This window comes from Nonomuraea sp. SBT364 (assembly GCF_001083785.1).
Classification (GTDB): domain Bacteria; phylum Actinomycetota; class Actinomycetes; order Streptosporangiales; family Streptosporangiaceae; genus Nonomuraea.
Window position 1 is genome coordinate 1 of record NZ_LAVL01000095.1, and the last position, 15,957, is coordinate 15,957.

The 15,957-nt window shown below is 72.5% G+C and carries 13 protein-coding genes and 1 pseudogene; 7 read left to right on the forward strand and 7 right to left on the reverse strand.

Annotated elements, in window-relative coordinates:
* From ADY59_RS51725 to ADY59_RS31395, 3 genes and pseudogenes are all read left to right on the forward strand, one after another.
* A pseudogene (locus tag ADY59_RS51725) lies at positions 1 to 451 on the forward strand (hypothetical protein); the annotation flags it as partial.
* Positions 385 to 945, forward strand: a complete 561-nt coding sequence (locus ADY59_RS31390) for a YciI family protein (protein WP_231618988.1) — start codon at positions 385 to 387, stop codon at positions 943 to 945. The pseudogene ADY59_RS51725 and the gene ADY59_RS31390, both read left to right, overlap by 67 nt.
* A gap of 76 nt (positions 946 to 1,021) precedes the next feature.
* Positions 1,022 to 2,638 (forward strand): FG-GAP-like repeat-containing protein, encoded by a 1,617-nt coding sequence (locus tag ADY59_RS31395; protein ID WP_082310549.1) that lies wholly within the window; start codon positions 1,022 to 1,024, stop codon positions 2,636 to 2,638.
* Between the two features lie 635 nt (positions 2,639 to 3,273).
* Here the strand turns inward: ADY59_RS31395 and ADY59_RS31400 are convergent.
* The 3 genes from ADY59_RS31400 to sigJ form a co-directional block, all read right to left on the reverse strand.
* Positions 3,274 to 5,415 (reverse strand): hypothetical protein, encoded by a 2,142-nt coding sequence (locus ADY59_RS31400; protein WP_049569693.1) that lies wholly within the window; start codon positions 5,413 to 5,415, stop codon positions 3,274 to 3,276.
* Positions 5,416 to 5,424: 9 nt separating this feature from the next.
* Positions 5,425 to 6,198, reverse strand: a complete 774-nt coding sequence (locus ADY59_RS31405; protein WP_049569696.1) for a class 1 isoprenoid biosynthesis enzyme — start codon at positions 6,196 to 6,198, stop codon at positions 5,425 to 5,427.
* 273 nt (positions 6,199 to 6,471) lie between these two features.
* Positions 6,472 to 7,368 carry an RNA polymerase sigma factor SigJ gene (sigJ, locus tag ADY59_RS31410; RefSeq protein ID WP_049569699.1) on the reverse strand — a complete coding sequence of 299 codons (897 nt, stop codon included), beginning with the start codon at positions 7,366 to 7,368 and terminating at the stop codon, positions 6,472 to 6,474.
* 129 nt (positions 7,369 to 7,497) lie between these two features.
* Between sigJ and ADY59_RS31415 the strand changes: the two genes are divergently transcribed.
* Both ADY59_RS31415 and ADY59_RS31420 read left to right on the forward strand, forming a co-directional pair.
* On the forward strand, positions 7,498 to 7,869 hold the full coding sequence (locus tag ADY59_RS31415) for a DoxX family protein (RefSeq protein ID WP_049569701.1): 372 nt from the start codon (positions 7,498 to 7,500) through the stop codon (positions 7,867 to 7,869).
* Positions 7,870 to 7,919: 50 nt separating this feature from the next.
* A complete protein-coding gene (locus ADY59_RS31420; protein WP_156325851.1) occupies positions 7,920 to 8,360 on the forward strand; it encodes a hypothetical protein in 441 nt (146 codons plus the stop codon).
* Between the two features lie 15 nt (positions 8,361 to 8,375).
* Here ADY59_RS31420 and ADY59_RS53490 read toward each other — a convergent pair whose 3' ends face one another.
* Positions 8,376 to 8,504 carry a hypothetical protein gene (locus ADY59_RS53490; RefSeq protein ID WP_269433655.1) on the reverse strand — a complete coding sequence of 43 codons (129 nt, stop codon included), beginning with the start codon at positions 8,502 to 8,504 and terminating at the stop codon, positions 8,376 to 8,378.
* 90 nt (positions 8,505 to 8,594) lie between these two features.
* On the opposite strand from ADY59_RS53490, the gene ADY59_RS31425 reads away from it, so the two are divergent.
* Positions 8,595 to 12,083: a hypothetical protein gene (locus ADY59_RS31425; RefSeq protein ID WP_156325852.1), complete on the forward strand. Its 3,489-nt coding sequence runs from the start codon at positions 8,595 to 8,597 to the stop codon at positions 12,081 to 12,083.
* A gap of 22 nt (positions 12,084 to 12,105) precedes the next feature.
* Here ADY59_RS31425 and ADY59_RS31430 read toward each other — a convergent pair whose 3' ends face one another.
* From ADY59_RS31430 to ADY59_RS31440, 3 genes are read right to left on the reverse strand one after another with little or no spacing between them, the layout of a single operon-like run.
* Positions 12,106 to 13,611 (reverse strand): tripartite tricarboxylate transporter permease, encoded by a 1,506-nt coding sequence (locus ADY59_RS31430; RefSeq protein WP_049569708.1) that lies wholly within the window; start codon positions 13,609 to 13,611, stop codon positions 12,106 to 12,108.
* A gap of 20 nt (positions 13,612 to 13,631) precedes the next feature.
* The gene (locus tag ADY59_RS31435) at positions 13,632 to 14,093 is read right to left on the reverse strand and encodes a tripartite tricarboxylate transporter TctB family protein (protein WP_053175309.1); all 462 of its coding nucleotides are present in this window, start codon (positions 14,091 to 14,093) and stop codon (positions 13,632 to 13,634) included.
* 1 nt (position 14,094) lies between these two features.
* Positions 14,095 to 15,126, reverse strand: a complete 1,032-nt coding sequence (locus ADY59_RS31440) for a tripartite tricarboxylate transporter substrate-binding protein (RefSeq protein ID WP_082310550.1) — start codon at positions 15,124 to 15,126, stop codon at positions 14,095 to 14,097.
* A gap of 146 nt (positions 15,127 to 15,272) precedes the next feature.
* Here ADY59_RS31440 and ADY59_RS31445 point away from each other — a divergent pair, with 146 nt between their 5' ends.
* Positions 15,273 to 15,956: a response regulator transcription factor gene (locus tag ADY59_RS31445; protein WP_049569711.1), complete on the forward strand. Its 684-nt coding sequence runs from the start codon at positions 15,273 to 15,275 to the stop codon at positions 15,954 to 15,956.
* Position 15,957 lies beyond the last annotated feature (1 nt).

A 15,957-nucleotide genomic window follows, 5' to 3' on the forward strand; every position in this document is an offset into this window, starting at 1 on the left:
GTACTGGCTGGCGGGGGCGGGGGCCGTGGCGGGGGCCGGGATGGGGTTGCTGATGTCCCCGCTGCTCTCCGGCGTGCTGGCGTCGGTACGGCAGGCCCGCGCGGGGGCGGCGGCCGGAGTGCTCGGGACCGTCCAGGAGGCCGGCGGCGTGCTCGGCGGCACGCTCACCGGGACGGTGCTGCTGGCCTGGCTCGGCGACGGCAGCGGTGTTGGCGGGGGCGGTGCCGGCGGCGATGGCGGCGACTGGGCGGCGGCGGCCCAGGCCGGGCTGACGGTGCCGCTGGTGCTCGCCCTCGTGGTCCTGTCGGTGGTGGTGGGCAGAGGAATTGTCCATATGATCCCTCAATGGAGTATTTCTTCTATTGCCGGGACCGGGCGGGCTCCATGCCGCTGCGAGACGAGCTCATCGAGGCGCACTGGTCGTTCATGGACCCCCACGGCGAGACGATGATCGCGCGGGGCCCGACGTTCCTCGCCGACGAGACGCCGACCGGCAGCCTGCACGTCGTCGACCTGCCCGACGCCGCCGCCGCGTGGTCGTTCGCGTTCGACGAGCCGAACTACCGGGCCGGCGTCTACGGCGAGGTGCTCATACGCCGCTGGCGCACCATGGTCGGACGCAGGATGTGGGACTACACCGGCGGCGTCGACGGCTATCAGCGGTTCCTCATCATCGGCCACGCCAAGCTCGGAACGGCCGCCGCCCGCGAGAGCCTGAGCGACGACTACCACCGCTATCTCACCGGCGCCGACCTAGGCGACCGCATGATCGTCGGCGGCTCGCTGCTGTCCGAGGACGGCGGCGAATGGATGGGCACCGCCCTGATGGCCGAGCTGCCCGACCGCGAGGCCGCCGAAGCCGTGCTGCCGGACGGCCCCTGCGGCCGGGCCGGGCTGTATGAGCGCGTGGAGGTGCATCTCTGGGAGTTCGGCGGCAGGCGCTGACGACATACCGGCGACATACCGGCCCGCCATAGAGTGCTCCGCCGAGCAGATCCCTTGATCCGGAAGGTGGGCACTCATGGTGCCAGCAAGACCCGTCCTGGCAGCCTGCGTCGGCGCCGCCGTGCTGGTGATGTCGGCGGCGGCCGTCCCGGCGTCCGCCTCCGCCCAGCCCGGCGGGCTGAGCGCCTACGACAAGGCGGTGCTCTCCGACAAGCCGGCCGCCTACTGGCGGCTGTCGCACCCCTCGCACGGCAAGGAGACCGACCGGACGGGTCACGGTCACGTGGGCACGTTCCGCAACGTCACCAGTTCGGTCCAGCTCCCGAACGGTGACGGCGCGTCGGTCTTCAACGGGTCGTCCGGATACTTCGAGGTCCCCAACGCCAAGCCGTTCCACATCTCCACCACGGGCAAGTTCACGGTGGAAGCCTGGATCATGCCGCAGACCCTGCAGTTCTCCAAGGAGGAGCAGACCGGCTACGTCTACTTCATGGGCAAGGGCACGAAGTCGCACAGCGGCGGGAACCGCGAGTGGGCCGGCCGCATGTACTCGAAGAAGAACGACGAGAACCGCCCCAACCGCATCTCCGGATACGCCTGGAACCTCGACGGCGGCTACGGCGCCGGGGCGTACTTCCAGCAGCCGGTGAAGGCCAACCAGTGGATCCATTACGCGATCACCTTCGACACCGCCGAAGGCACGTACGGCAAGGTGCGCATCTACCGCGACGGCGTGCTCGCGGGCACCGACCACCTGGCCTACCGCCCCGGCACCGCCGACGAGGTCATCGTCAAGCCCAAGCCCGGGTCCGCCCCGGTCCGCGTCGGCACCCGGGACGGAGCCTCGTACTTCAAGGGCGCGATCGGCAAGTTCGCCATCTACAACCGCGAGCTGTCGGCGAGCGAGCTCAAGTCGCACCATGCCGCGATGACGTCGTCGTCGGCGGGCGCGCAGGGCGCGGACTTCAACGCCGACGGAGTGAGCGACATCTTCTCGGCGGCCACCGGGACGCTCAACGTCTGGAACGGCAAGGGCTCCAACAACTTCTCCACCAGGACTCCCCTCGGGGGTGGTTGGGGACCCTACAGCCGCCCGATCGCGGGTGACTTCAACGGCGACGGCATCAGCGATCTGCTGGCGGTCAAGAAGGACACCAGCACGCTGCACGTGTGGAACGGCAAGGGAGCCAACAGCTTCGGCGGGGCCATCGAGCTCGGCCCGGGCTGGGAGCCCTATGCGAGCACGCTGACGTCACTCGGCGACGTGAACGGGGACGGCCGCACCGACATCGGCGCCGTCAGCGACGGCACCCTGTACGTGTGGAACGGCAAGGGGGCCAACGGCTTCTCCAGCGCCACGCCCATCGGCGGCGGCTGGACGTCCTACAGCCGTCCCATCGGCGGTGACTTCGACGGCGACGGCATCGGCGACCTGATGGCGGTCAGGAAGGACAGCGGCAGGCTGTACGTCTGGAACGGCGAGGGCGCGAACGAGTTCTCCGACGCCGTCGCGCTCGGCCCGGGATGGACGCCGTACGTGAGCACGCTGATGTCGCTGGGCGACGTCAACAGGGACGGGCACACCGACCTCGCCGCCGTGCTCGACGGCACACTCCAGCTCTGGAACGGCAAGGGCGCCAACCAGTTCGGCACCCGGACCCCGCTCGGCCCCGGCTGGACGCAGTACTTCTGAAGCGTGCCGTTGGCGGATCGCGGACGGGAGAGATACTGGGGTCGTGACGGTTCCGCGTTACCGGCCCGAGTTCGCCCGCCCGGACCTGCCCATTCCGCTGGTTCCCGCGGGCCCGGTGGCCACCGTGTTCAGGAAGGCGATCCTCGGGTCGCACGGCCCCGAATTCGCGCGCGTCCGGGCGCGGACGGCCCGCTGGGCGGCCGCGCTGCTGCTCGCCGCCGCGCTGCCGCCGGCGGTGCGACCCGAACTGCGCGGCGTGGCCGGCGCCGCCTACGCGCTGCTGCTGGCCTATGTCGCCGTCCGGATGCTCACCGTCGGCCTGTACGAGAGGCGCCAGCACGCGTTCGAACCGGAATGGCTGGCCGCGGAGACGGCGGCGCTGCGGGCGCATTCCTTCGAGGTGCTCCGCCTGGCCGTGCGGGCGGTGGGGGAGCGCGCCAGGGTCTATGACCTGACCCGCGCCGAGGACGTGGCCCGCCTGCTGCGCCGCTGCCGGGACGAGCCGTCGGCGCAGGCGGTGGTGGAGTTCGCCTACCAGCCGGCGCCCGGCGCCGACTGGGGAGTGACCCGGGTGCGCCGGGAGCTGGCCGAGCTGGTGCTCGTCCGGCCCGGCCGGCACCCGGGCGCGGCCACGATCAGGTTTCCTGAAGCGAGGTACGTCGGCCGTCCGGCTCCGGGGGAGCGGGGGAGTCCGAGCCGGACGACGCACTGGGTGCTGTCCGGCCCGGTCCGGATCGCGGTCGGGACAGATATTCCTCCAGGAGCTGATGCCTGAACTGGTAGTACGGGCCCGTCCGCCGCAGGATGCCACGCCGGTACGCCTCACGCAGGAACGTCATCAGCCGCAGCGGGGTGCGCCCGTCGAGCCGCAGCCAGAGCCGCGTCGTGGTGAAGCGGCCCAGCGCGCTCGTCGCCTGCACGATCATGCCGAGCCCGCCCATCGCGAGCACCGCGCCGACGCCCGCGCCGAGCAGGGTGTGCTGCCACGTGTCCAGAGTCAGGATCCAGGCGCCCTGACGTTCCAGCTCCTGGCGGATGTTCCCGCGCAGCGCGTCCTTCATGGAGAAGCCGAGCACCCCGCCGATCAGCAGGCCGGACACCGCGCCCAGGCCCCAGCCGTACAGCACCGCGATCCGCTCGTTGCGCAGGAACCCGTCGGGGGTGCCCGCCTGGGTCGGCACGGCGGGCAGGTTGATCAGGCGGGCGACGCCGAAACACAGGCCGAACGCCACCGCGCTGAACACCGTGTAGCCGGGCCCGGCGTACAGGATCCCGACGATCAGCGCGCCCGTGACGGCGCCGATGCCGCCGAAGACCGCGCTGCGCGTCAGCGAACGGGCGGTGACGCGCTGGTTGAGCAGGCCGGGCGCGGCCTGGCGGGGCGGCTCCTGCCGGGCGGAGGACGTCACCGTGGCGCCCACCGCGCCCACCACCAGGCCGAACAGCAGCCCGAACCAGGGACGGCCGAACAGGCCGAAGATGAGCAGGCCCAGCGGCGCGCAGCCCGCCGCGCCCAGCACGGTCGCCTGGATGCGGAAGACCCAGCGGCGCACCGCCTTGTGCATCTCCCACCAGGCCAGCTCCGTGGTGCCGAGCTTGCGCAGGTGGGCGGCGAGGAACGCCAGCCACTTCTCCGCCCTGTCCGGGTTCCAGGCGATGCCGCGCCGGTTCGGGTCGGGCGCGAAGACGGTCGTGATCAGGGCGCTGATCAGATGGTGCTCGATCTCCTCGCGGGTGCCCTCGGCCAGCAGCGCTGCCGGCAGCGGCCTGCCGTACCGGTAGTGGGTGAGGGCGAGGAAGAGCATGAACGGCGTGCTGAGCGCGGCCGCGAGCGGCCCGTCGGGACGCTCGGACAGGGCCGTCAGCAGCGGGCCGAGCCGCTCGCCGTCGCCGCGCTCGGTGAGGAAGCGGGCCGCGGCCACGGCCTCGACCGGCAGCAGCCGCACCACCAGCGGGCGGTGGAGCAGGCGGGCGTCCGCGGCCGTGAACACCCCGGTGCGGCTGGTCAGCACGTAGGAGCGGGTCCAGGTGTCCTCGTCGATCGCGCGCAGTGCCGCCTCACGCCGCTCGGCCGCGATCTCGTCCAGGCCGTCGAGGACGGGCAGCACCAGCTCGCGGTGGAAGAGCGCCTCGACCGTCCTGCCCGGCCGCAGCGGCGGGTCGGACAGCAGGAACGGGTACTCCTCGATCATGCGACTGCTGATCCACTCGCGCAGCGTCGTCCCCGGCTCCCACGACGACAGCGGAAGCAGGACCGGGATCGGGCGGGAGGAGACGGGCTCGGTGAGCGCCAGCGTCAGCAGCAGGCTCAAGCTGGTCTTGCCGGAGCCGGGATCGCCGACGACCACCAGCCTCCGCCGTCCCGAGCAGGCGGCGAAGCCGTCGATGAGCCGCGACAGGTCGCCGCCCTCCGGCAGCGCGGCCGCGAGCGCGTCGCCGGCGGCCGGGGCCGCGTGCACCGCCCAGCTGACCGGATCGAGCTGGTCCTCGACCAGGCCCCGGATGTTGGCCTCGGCGGCGGTCAGCGCCTTGACCTCCGCCGCCAGCGTCGTCGCGTGCCCCTCGGCCTGCTCCTGCGTCACCGGCCCGGTGGGCGCGCCGCCGGACTGGCGCAGTGACACCAGCATGGCCAGCGCGCTGACCACGAACGAGGCCAGCGCGAGGATCGGCTCGGTCCTGTCGTTGCCGTCGGCGATGGCGTTGACGCCCCACGTGACGCTGATGACCAGGATCACCAGGGAGACCAGGGTGACGATGACGGCGGTCTTGTGACGCATGGCGGTGCCTCACGGTCGTCTCGGGGTCGCGGCCTCCGCGTCGCCCACGAGCGACCAGATGGCGGCCTTGGGCTTACGCGCCCGGGTGGGCCTGCGACGCACCCGGTCAGGCAGCCAGTGCCGCTTGACGCAGATGGCGCCCATCATGAGGAACAGCATCGACAGGAAGGGGCGGACGGGCCCGGCGCCGTAGTGGGCGGCCAGCTTGGGGCGTAAGGCGCGCATCCGGGCCCCGACGTCGGCCAGGGTGGCCTCGCCCCTGGTGATCGGCGTGAAGATGCCGTCGCGGCGGTCCTCGTCCTGGTCGAGGTAGTCGTCGAGCAGCTGGAACGCCTCGCCCAGCTCCATGATCAGCTCGCGTTCCTCGGTGCTCATGCGCGGCTGCACCAGGGCGAGGAGGGTCACGTTGGCCAGGCCGCCCTTGCCCCGGGTGATCTTGCCCAGGTCGTCCCGGGAGATGCCGGGATCGCGCTGCCCGCGCGAGGCGAGCTGGTGCTCGTGGAGCGCCAGGAGCATGCCGTGGATGGGCGCGTCGGCCGGACGGGCCAGGCGCTCGTCGATGGCGGCGTGCAGCCTGCTCAGGAGCTGTTCGGAGTCGGTGGCGGGCTCGATGCCGTCGCCGCGGAAGAGGCCGGCCAGGCGTTCGTCCATGGCGGCGTCGTCGATGTTGTCGATCATGTCGTCGTAGAGCCGGGCGAACGCCCCGCCGAGCACCGAAAGTTCGGCGTCGAACGGCAGGCCCGCCATGCGCGCGTAGTTCGCGACCACGAAATTCACCGTCATGCTGGTGACATTCAGCGAGATGGTGATTTCTCGCCTCTTTTCGGGGCTTGGGTAAATGTCCTCAACAATGGGGGTGATAACGCCCCGGAAGTGGGACATCGCCTCCTCGCTGTCGGCGAAGGCGGATCGCGCGGCGGTCGGCAGGGCCAGGGCCATTCGCCAGCAACGCACAACGGCGAGCAGGTCGGCGATTCCCTCGCGCATCGCACCCTCTTCCACCCTGTCGCTGAAGCTTGACATAGGAATCAGGGGCGGTAAAGGACTGGTCGTGCGTCAGCCGGCTGTCCAGGGGCGGAGCTTCTCCGGGTTCCGAACTGCCCAGATGCGCTTGATCCGGTCACCTGCGACGTCGAAGGCCACCACCACGGCGAGGGCGCCGTCCAGCTCCGCCACCAGCCCCGGCTGACCGTTGACCGTGCGCTCCAGAACCGTCAGCGTGGGCGCCCGGCGGGCGATGTCGACGAAGACGCGCGCGATCTCCTCGCCGCCGTGGATCGGGCTGAACACGGCGCTGGCCAGGCCGCCGCCGTCGGCGACGCCCGTCGCGTCGGGATCGAGGAGCCCGATGAGCGCGTCGATGTCCTTGGCCTCCCACGCCTGCTTGAACTCCCTGACGATGCCGGCCCGCTGCGCCGCCGGGGTCGCCGGTCCCTCCGACGCGCGGATGCGCCGCCGGGCCGAGGACGCCAGCTGACGGCAGGCCGCCGGCGTGCGACCCACGATCTCGGCCACCTCGGAGAAGGGATAGCGGAAGACGTCGTGCAGGATGAACGCGACCCGCTCCGCCGGGCTCATCGCGTCGAGCACGACGAGGAAGGCCATGTTGACCGACTCGTCGAGCGTGACCCGGTCGGCCGGATCCCCACCGGACCCGCCGTCGGTGAGGTCGGGCAGCGGCTCCGGGATCCATTCGCCCACGTAGCGTTCGCGCCTGGCCCGCGCCGAGCCGAGCAGGTCGAGGCAGATGCGGCTGGCGACCTTCGTGAGCCAGGCGCCGGGGGAGCCGATGGCGTCCTGCTGGTCGCGGGACATCGCGTACCAGCGGGCGTACGTCTCCTGCACCACGTCCTCGGCGTCGGCCAGCGAGCCGAGGAGCCGGTAGGCGAGATTGATCAGCTGACGCCGCTCACTCATGATCGCGCTCAGGCTCGGATCGGATGGGCTGGTCATGCGGGCTCCCTCGGTCGCGTCTGCCCCTCATCACTACGACGAGACAGCCTGCCCAACTGTGAGGCCTGACCTTTCGCGGGGCTGCGTCGTCGTACGTCCGGAACGAACTGCTAGCGAGGGAGAACCCTGATGGACATCGCCTTGTGGATCATCGCCGGACTGCTGGCGGCGGACTTCCTGGTCGGAGGCGTCCTGCAACTGGCCCTGACCAAGGAGAAGCTGGTCTCCGCCATGGCGGTCATGGAGGTCTTCAGCCCCGGCGTCATCAAGCTCGTCGGCGCCCTGGAGGTCCTGGCCGCCGTGGGGCTGGTCCTGCCCGCCGTGCTCGGCGTCGCGCCCGTCCTGGTGCCGCTGGCCGCCGTCGGCCTGGCGCTGCTGATGGCCGGTGCGGCAGTCACCCACCTGCGGCGCCGCGAGTGGCAGGGCGTCGCGGTGACCGTGGCCCTGCTCGTCCTGGCCGCGTTCGTGGCCTGGGGCCGCTTCGTGGTGGTGCCGTTCTGACCGTTCGCCGGTAAACCTGGAATATACGCCCCAGCAGTACCATGAGCCCCATGCATCCCCCTATGCCCCACACCCCCTGGAACCAGCCGCCTCCGGGGCAGGCGCACCTGGTCCTCGATGTGAAGCGGCACTGGTTCGGTTTCGCGCTGTCCATGATCACGCCGTCGATCGTGCTCAACGGTCACCGGATGCTGGGCCGGTGGGGGCGCAACGTGATCCCGCTCCCGCCGGGCCAGTATCACCTGCACGTCCACCTGCCCTACCTTCTCCCCGCGCAGATCGGCCCCGCGGACCTGACCATCTGGCTCCAGCCGGGGGCGGCGCTCGACGTCGAATACCGCGCGCCCGTGTTCGCCTACTCCCGGGGCGCCCTCGGACCCGCACCCCAGCCGTGGAACGGCATGGGGTGCATGATCGCGCTGATGCTGGTCGCGGGCGGCACGCTGGCGTTCGTGGTGATCGCGGTCATCCTGGCCATCGTGTTCGGCTGAGCTCCGCGGCACTCGTCATCGGTGCTGCAGCCACCAGATCGCCAGTCCGACCAGCGCCGATCCGGCTGCGGCGCTGAGGCCGCGGACCAGGGCGAACAGGGCGGTACGGCTGAGCCTGACGATGGTTCCGCGCTTTTCGGCCATGGGTTCTCCTCATCTTCTCGTCCAGGAGGTGCAAGCAGGGCAACAATGGATCAGGAATGCGGCGGCGCACGGGAAATGCGGGCGATGAGGATGGAAGGCGCAACGTGGCCGGCTGAGGGCGCGCCCGCATCGCCCGCTGCGGGCGACGCGGGCAGTGCCGGACGGGCCGGGCAGCGGCTGCGCGACGCGCTGGCGGCGCTGGAGGCTCGGGCCCGCGGTGCCCGTAAGGCCAGGGGCGAGCCGGCCTCGCGCAAGGCGGCCGTGCGCGAGCTGCGGAACCGCCACGGCTTCACCCTTCACGACCAGCGCATCGCCACGTGGCTGCACCCCGATCCCGTCAGGAGGCGGGTGCCCGTCGACGCCGACCGCGTCTGGGATCTCATCGCGCTCTGGAGCGAGTGGGCCGGGGTGAAGGCGAACCGGCAGCAGTGGAGCGACCTGGTCGAGGCGGCTCGGGACGAGCGGCGCCCGCCCGACGGCGCGGCCTCCCCACCGGGCAGGCCGCTGGACCGGGTGATCGACCCGTTCGCGCTCGGCGTGCACCAGGCCATCGAGGTCACTGGGCACGGCGGCCTTCCCGAGCTGCCCCCGTACATCCCCAGGGAGCACGACCACCGCCTGGCGGAGGTCGTGCGGCGCGCGGCCGAGGGCAGGAGCGGGCTGGCCGTCCTGGTGGGCGAGTCCTCGGTGGGCAAGACGCGCGCCTGCTGGGAATGCCTGAAGCCGCTGCCGGGGGGCTGGCGGCTGTGGGCGCCGGAGTTCACGGAGACGTTCCTGGCCGAGTCGGAGGGCGTCGGGCCGCGTACCGTCGTGTGGCTCAACGAGTCGCAGCGGTTCCTCCTCAAGGCCGACCACGTCGCCGGCCGGTTACGCGAACTGCTCCACGACCCGGAGCGGGCGCCGGTCCTGGTGCTGGGGACGCTGTGGCCGGAACACTGGGACGCGCTCACCACGCCGCCCCGCCCCGAGGACGAGGACCCGTACGAACGCAGCCGCCGCCTGCTCACCGGCAGCGCGATCCGGGTGCGCGCGACCTTCTCCGCCGCGGAGCTGTCCACCGTCCGGGACGCGGCGACCGCCGACCCCCAGCTCCGCCAGGCCCTGGACGGGGCCGAGCAGGGGCGGATCACCCAGTATCTGGCGGGCGTCCCGGTGCTTCTGGAGCGCTACCACAATGCTCCCGCCTCGGCCCGCGCGCTGATCCAGGTGGCGATGGACGCCCGCCGCCTCGGGACGGGAGCCGCGCTGCCGCTCGGGCTGCTCCGCGACGCCGCCCCCGGTTACCTCACCGACCAGGAATGGAACGAGGCCGGCGACGACTGGCTGGAACGTGCTCTGGACTACACGTCCGCCCCGTGCCGGGGCGTGGCCGGGCCGCTCACCCCCAACCGGCCGCGCCCGGGCGAACCCGCTGACGAGCCGACCTGCCGGCTGGCCGACTACCTCGAACAGCACGGCCGGGAGACCCGCCGGTTCGAGGTCCCGCCCGAGGGGTTCTGGCAGGCGGCGGCCCGGCACGTCACCTCGCCGGAGGACCTCTACGCCCTGTCCGCCGCCGCCGGGCACCGGCTGCGTCACCGCCACGCGGCCCTGCTCGCCCGCCGGGCCGCGGCCGCGGGCCGGTTCCGCGCGCTGTACTCGGTCGCGGTCGACCTGGAGGCGGGCGGGAACCGGGAGGGAGCCGAACGCCTCTACCGGATCGGGGCGGCGGCCGGGGACGCCGGCGGGCTCTACAGCCTGGCGATGTGCCGGGAGGAGGCGGGCGACCACGCCGAGGCGGAACGGCTCGCCCTCGTGGCCGGCGACGCCGTCGTGGCACGGCTCACCGAGCTCCGCTGGGAGGGCGGGGACGTCACCGGCGCCGAGCGGCTCGCCACCCGGGCGTTCGGCCTCGGGCACCCGCAGGGGCTGTGGTACCTCGCCCGCGCCTTCGCCCAGGCCCGCGAACCCGAAGGCCAGCGGCGGATGTACCGGTTCGCGGCCGACGCGGGCGAGGTACGCGCGCTCCTGCTCCTGGCGTCCGTGACAGACGATCCGGCCGAGGCGGACCGGCTCTACCGGGCCGCCGCCGACGCGGGCGTCGTCGCCGCGATGTGGGAGCTGGCCTGGCGCGCGGACGACGAGTGCGAGCACTACGCCCGGCTGGCCCTGGCCGCCGAGGACGACCCCTTCACGCTCCGCAGGCAGGCCGAGGGGCTGGTGGAGAAACGTGAGAAGGCGGGGGACCGCCGGGGCGCCGAGCGGCTGAGCGCCGTCTTCGAGGACGCGGGGCTCTGCGTGCTGGGCCGGATCGCGCATCTGCGGATGGACGCCGGGGACGACGCGGCCGCCATGCCGCTGGCGCCGGGGCTGGCGGCGGCCGGACTCACCCACGTCCTGGGCCGCCTGGCGCTCAGCCGGGCCGAAGCGGGCGACGCCGCCGGCGCGGAGCACGTCGCGCTCCTCGCCCGCGGCGCCGGTGACATGGAGCCGCTGCGCGCCCTGGCCCGGCGGGCCGGAACCTGGCGGGACGCCGAACGCCTTCACCTCCTGGCGGCCGACCACGCCCCGGTCCGGGCCACCGCCAGACGGCACGAGCGGCTGGGGGACCTCGTCGAGGCGGTACGCGTCTACCGGGCGGGCGCGGACGCGGGAGACCCGCTCGCGCTGCAGGCACTGGCCCGCCTGTGCGAGGCCGCGGGGCACACCGAGGAGGCGGAACGCCTGGCCGCCGAGGCCGCGGCGATCGGCGACCCGCGCGCCCTGCGCACGATCGCCTGGATGCGCGAGCGCGGCGGCGACGGCCGGGCGGCCGAACGGCTCGCCGTCCTGGCCGCGGAGCACGGGCGGACGGGAGCCCTGCGGGCCCTGGCCGTCCTGCGCGAACGGGCGGGCGACCACGCTTCCGCCGAGTCGCTCGCGCACCGGGCGGCCCGTCACGGAGACGGCCACGCGCTGGCGGCGCTGGCCCGCCTGCGGCTCGCATCCGGTGCCCGCGAGCAGGCCGTACGGCTGTACGAGAGCGCGGTGCGGGCAGGGTACGGACCGGCGCTGCGGGCCCTGGTCGCGCTGCACGAGCAGGCCGGCGACGGTGAGAAGGCCGAGCGGCTGGCCCGCCAGGCGGCGCTCCGGGGCGACACCGGCGGGCTGCGTGACCTGGCCAGGCTGCGCGAGCAGGCCGGTGACGGTGAGGAGGCCGACCGGCTCTACCGTGCGGCGGCGGCGAGCTCGGCAGCCGAGATCGTGGACATGGCGCTGCGGCGGGTCGGGAAGGGAGACCGGGCAGGCGCGGAACGCTTCGCCGCCATCGTCGCCGAGGCGGGCGCCGCCGACGCGCTGCCCGCCGTGCTGACGCGCCCGGCCAGGGCGAAACAGTGGGCCGGTGCGGAGCCCCCACGCCGTAAGGCCGCCGCCGACGAGGTCACGTCGTTGCTGACCCTGGCCGGGCAGCTACCGGCGGCCGAGGCCGAGGAACTGGTCCGCCGGGTCGCGGACGCCGGCTACGGCTACCCGCTGGTGAGGATGGCCGAGCGGCAGGGCTGGCAGCAGTTGCTGCGCTACGGCCTCGAAGCCGACGGGCGGACCGCCGAGCCCTGGTGACCCCGGCGGTCGCGGCGTTCCTTCACTCGTCCTCCGCGAACACCACCTCGCGGCGCTTGCGGATCGCCGGGAGGATGGCGAGCACGAGCGCCGCCACCGCCACGGCCAGCAGCACCGCCGAGATCGGCCGGGTCAGGAAGACCGACGCGTCGCCGCGGTTGATGATGAGCGCCCGCCGCAGGTTCTCCTCCAGCAGCGGCCCGAGCACGAAGCCGAGCAGCAACGGCGCCGGCTCGCACCCGCACTTGATCAGGATGTACCCCAGCAGCCCGAAGAACACGATCGCGTACACGTCGTAGGCGTTGAACCCCAGCGAGTACGTCCCGATCGCCGCGAACAGGATGATCATCGGGAACAGCACCTGGTACGGGATCCGCAGCATCCGCACCCAGAGCCCGATCAGCGGCAGGTTCAGCAGCACGAGCAGCACGTTGCCGATCCACATCGACGCGATCAGCCCCCAGAACAGGTCCGGCTCGTCGGTGATGACGTTCGGCCCGGGGGTGATGCCGTGGACGATGAACGCGCCGACCATCAGCGCCATGACCGGATGGGCGGGCAGCCCGAGCGTCAGCAGCGGGATGAACGACGTCTGCGCGGCGGCGTTGTTGGCCGACTCGGGCCCGGCCACGCCCTCGATCGCGCCGCGCCCGAACTCCTGCGGCCGCTTCGAGATCCGCTTCTCGACCGCGTAGGAGGTGAACGAGGCCAGCACGTGCCCGCCGCCGGGCAGGACGCCGAGCGCGGCCCCGAGACCGGTGCCCCGCAGGATCGGGCCGACGATCCGGCGCCGGTCCTCGCGCGTGGGCCACAGGTTCTTCACCTTGCCGACGATCGCCGTGCGGGTCTGCTCGTTCTCCAGGTTGCGCAGGATCTCGGCCACGCCGAACATGCCGACGGCGACCGACACGAAGTCGATCCCCCCGTACAGCTCGCGCTGGCCGAACGTGAACCGGGGGGTGCCGGTGTAGATGTCCTGGCCGACGGTGCCCAGCAGCACGCCGAGGAAGATCATCGCCAGGGCCTTGAGCGCCGAGCCGCGCGCCAGCGCGATCGACATGATCAGGCCGAGCAGCACCAGCGAGAAATACTCGGCGGGCCCGAACTGCAACGCGACCCTGGCCAGCGGCGGGGCGGCGACGGCCAGCACGACGGTGGCCACCGTGCCCGCGATGAAGGACCCGACGGCGGCGGTGGCCAGCGCCGGGCCGGCCCGTCCCTGCCGGGCCATCTCGTGCCCGTCCAGCGCGGTGACCGCCGCCGACGACTCGCCGGGCAGGTTGATCAGGATGGCGGTCGTCGAGCCGCCGTACTGCGCGCCGTAGTAGATGCCGGCCAGCATGATCAGCGCCGTCACCGGCTCGAAGCTGAACGTGATCGGCAGCAGCATCGCCACCGTCGCCGTCGGCCCGATGCCGGGCAGCACGCCGACCGCCGTCCCGAGCAGCACACCCACGAAGCAGTAGAGGACATTCTGGATCAGGAGGGCGGTCGAGAAGCCCAGCGCGAGGTTGTCGAGTAGTTCCATGCCTCAATCCGGATGCCGCGTCAGAAACCCAGCCACGGGCCCCACAGCGGGAGCCGCAGCTGTAGTCCGACGACGAAGATGAGCGTGCTGGCCACGGTCAGCCCCGCGGCCACGGCCACGGCCATCAGCGGCCGGACGCGCCTGCTGGCCAGCGTGGTGAGCAGGGCGGTCACGGCCGACGTCGGCACGAACCCGAGACCCCGTACGGTGAACCCGAAGAACAGCAGCGCGAGCACGATGACGCCGACCGCGCGCCAGGGGATCGGCCCGAACGCGATCACCTCGCCGGCGACCAGCCCCTTGACGGCGATCGCCAGGCCCAGGGCGGCCACGAGCGCGCCGACCAGCAGCGGGAAGGCGCCGGGGCCCATCCGCAGCGGGGTGCCCAGCTCGTAGCCGAGCGACCCCACCACGAACGCGCCACCGATCAGGATGAAGATCCCCCCGACGAGGACGTCCGGGAAGGACCGGCGGCGCTCCACCTCAGGAGGCCTTGATCCCGGCGTCGGCGATGACCTTCGCCCAGGTGCCGAGCTGCTCCTCCAGCTTGGCCCGATGCGCCTGCGGCGTCGCGTCCTCGGCCGGGACCGGCGCGGTGCCGAGCTTGGCCATCTGGTCGACGACCTTCTGGTCGGCCAGCGCGGCCTTCAGCGCCTCGGACAGCTTCTGGACGACGTCCTGCGGCGTGCCCTTCGGGACGTAGAGGCCGTGCCACACGCTGACCTGCAGCTTGGGCAGCCCGGCCTCGGTCGTGGTGGGCACGTCGGGCAGGCTCTTGACCCGCTCCGGCGTGGTGACCGCGTACGCCTTCACCTCGCCGGCGGAGATCTGGCCGCTGGTGTTGGTCGTCTGGTCGCACATGAAGTCGACCTGGCCGCCGACGAGGTCGGTCAGCGCGGGCCCGGTGCCCTCGTACGGGACCTCCTGGAGCTTGACGCCGGCGGCCGTCTGGAAGAGCAGGCCGCACAGGTGGGACGCGGCGCCGATGCCGGCGTTGGCCATCGTGACCTTGTCGGCGTTCGCCTTCACGTGGGCCACGAGGTCCTGGAGCGTCGCGGGCGCGAAGTCCTTGCGGGCGACGACCGTCATCGGCACCTCGGTGACGAGCCCGACCGTCTCGAAGCTCTCCAGCGGCTGGTAGCCCAGGTCCTTGTAGAGCGCGGGGGCCGTCGACATGCCGATGTGGTGCATGAGCACCGTGTAGCCGTCGGGCTCGGCCCGCCCGACCTCGCCCGCGCCGACCGTGCCGCCGGCGCCTTCGACGTTCTGTACGACGATCTTCGCGCCCAGCTTGGCGGCCATCGGCTCGGCGATCATACGGGTGACGGTGTCCGTCGGGCCGCCCGCGCTGAACGGCACGACGATCGTGATGTTCTGGTCGGGGAAGCCTTCGCCGTCGGTCGCGCCGGTGGCGCCGGTGGTGCCCCCGTTGCCGGAACAGGCGGCGGCGAGTGACACGACGCCGATGGCGGCGATCATCCGCGCGGCGGCCCGGTATCTGATGGTCGTTCTCATATCGCGGCTCCTCGTCAGTGCGCGGCCTCAGTCTGGGCTGACTAGGGCGCCGATGGTGTCAGAGGAATCCCAAGGAATGCGCCGAATGTCAGAGAAATCCCAAGAACTGGATGACGCGGGCGCCGATCCGGGCCGTACAATCCGGTATGCGGATCACCATCATCGAGGATGACGACCGCGTGGCGCGGGGCCTGGCGACCGTCCTGGCCCAGGCGGGCTTCGAGGTCCACCGCATCGCCACCGCGGCCGAGGCCGTGCGCGCCGCCCCGTCCGACGTGGTGCTCGTCGACCTGGGCCTGCCCGACGGCGACGGCCAGCACGTGATCCGCAAGCTGCGCGACCGCCCCGAAACCGCCGTCATCGCCGTGACGGCCCGCTCGGAGGAGCACGAACGCGTCCGAGGCTTACGCGCCGGCGCCGACGACTACATCGTCAAGCCGTTCGGCATCCCCGAGCTGCTGGCCAGGATCGACGCCGTCCTGCGCCGCACCCGGGTCGCGCGGGCGATGAGCCACCCGGACGAGCCGCTCGTCCTCGGCCCCATGCGCATCGGCGTCGGCACCCGCGAGGTCACCGTCGACGACGCCTCCGTGGCGCTGACCCGCAAGGAGTTCGAGCTGCTCCTGCTGCTGGCCCGGCGGGCGCCGAACGTGGTGAGCCGCGACGTCATCCTCGACCAGATCTGGGGCGCGACCTGGGAGTCGTCCAGCCGCACCCTGGACACCCACATCGCCGCGTTACGCCACAAGCTCGGACAATCCGTACCCATCCGTACGATCCACGGGGTCGGCTATCGGCTCCAGGCCGACCGGCCGGAGCTGACCGGCTGAC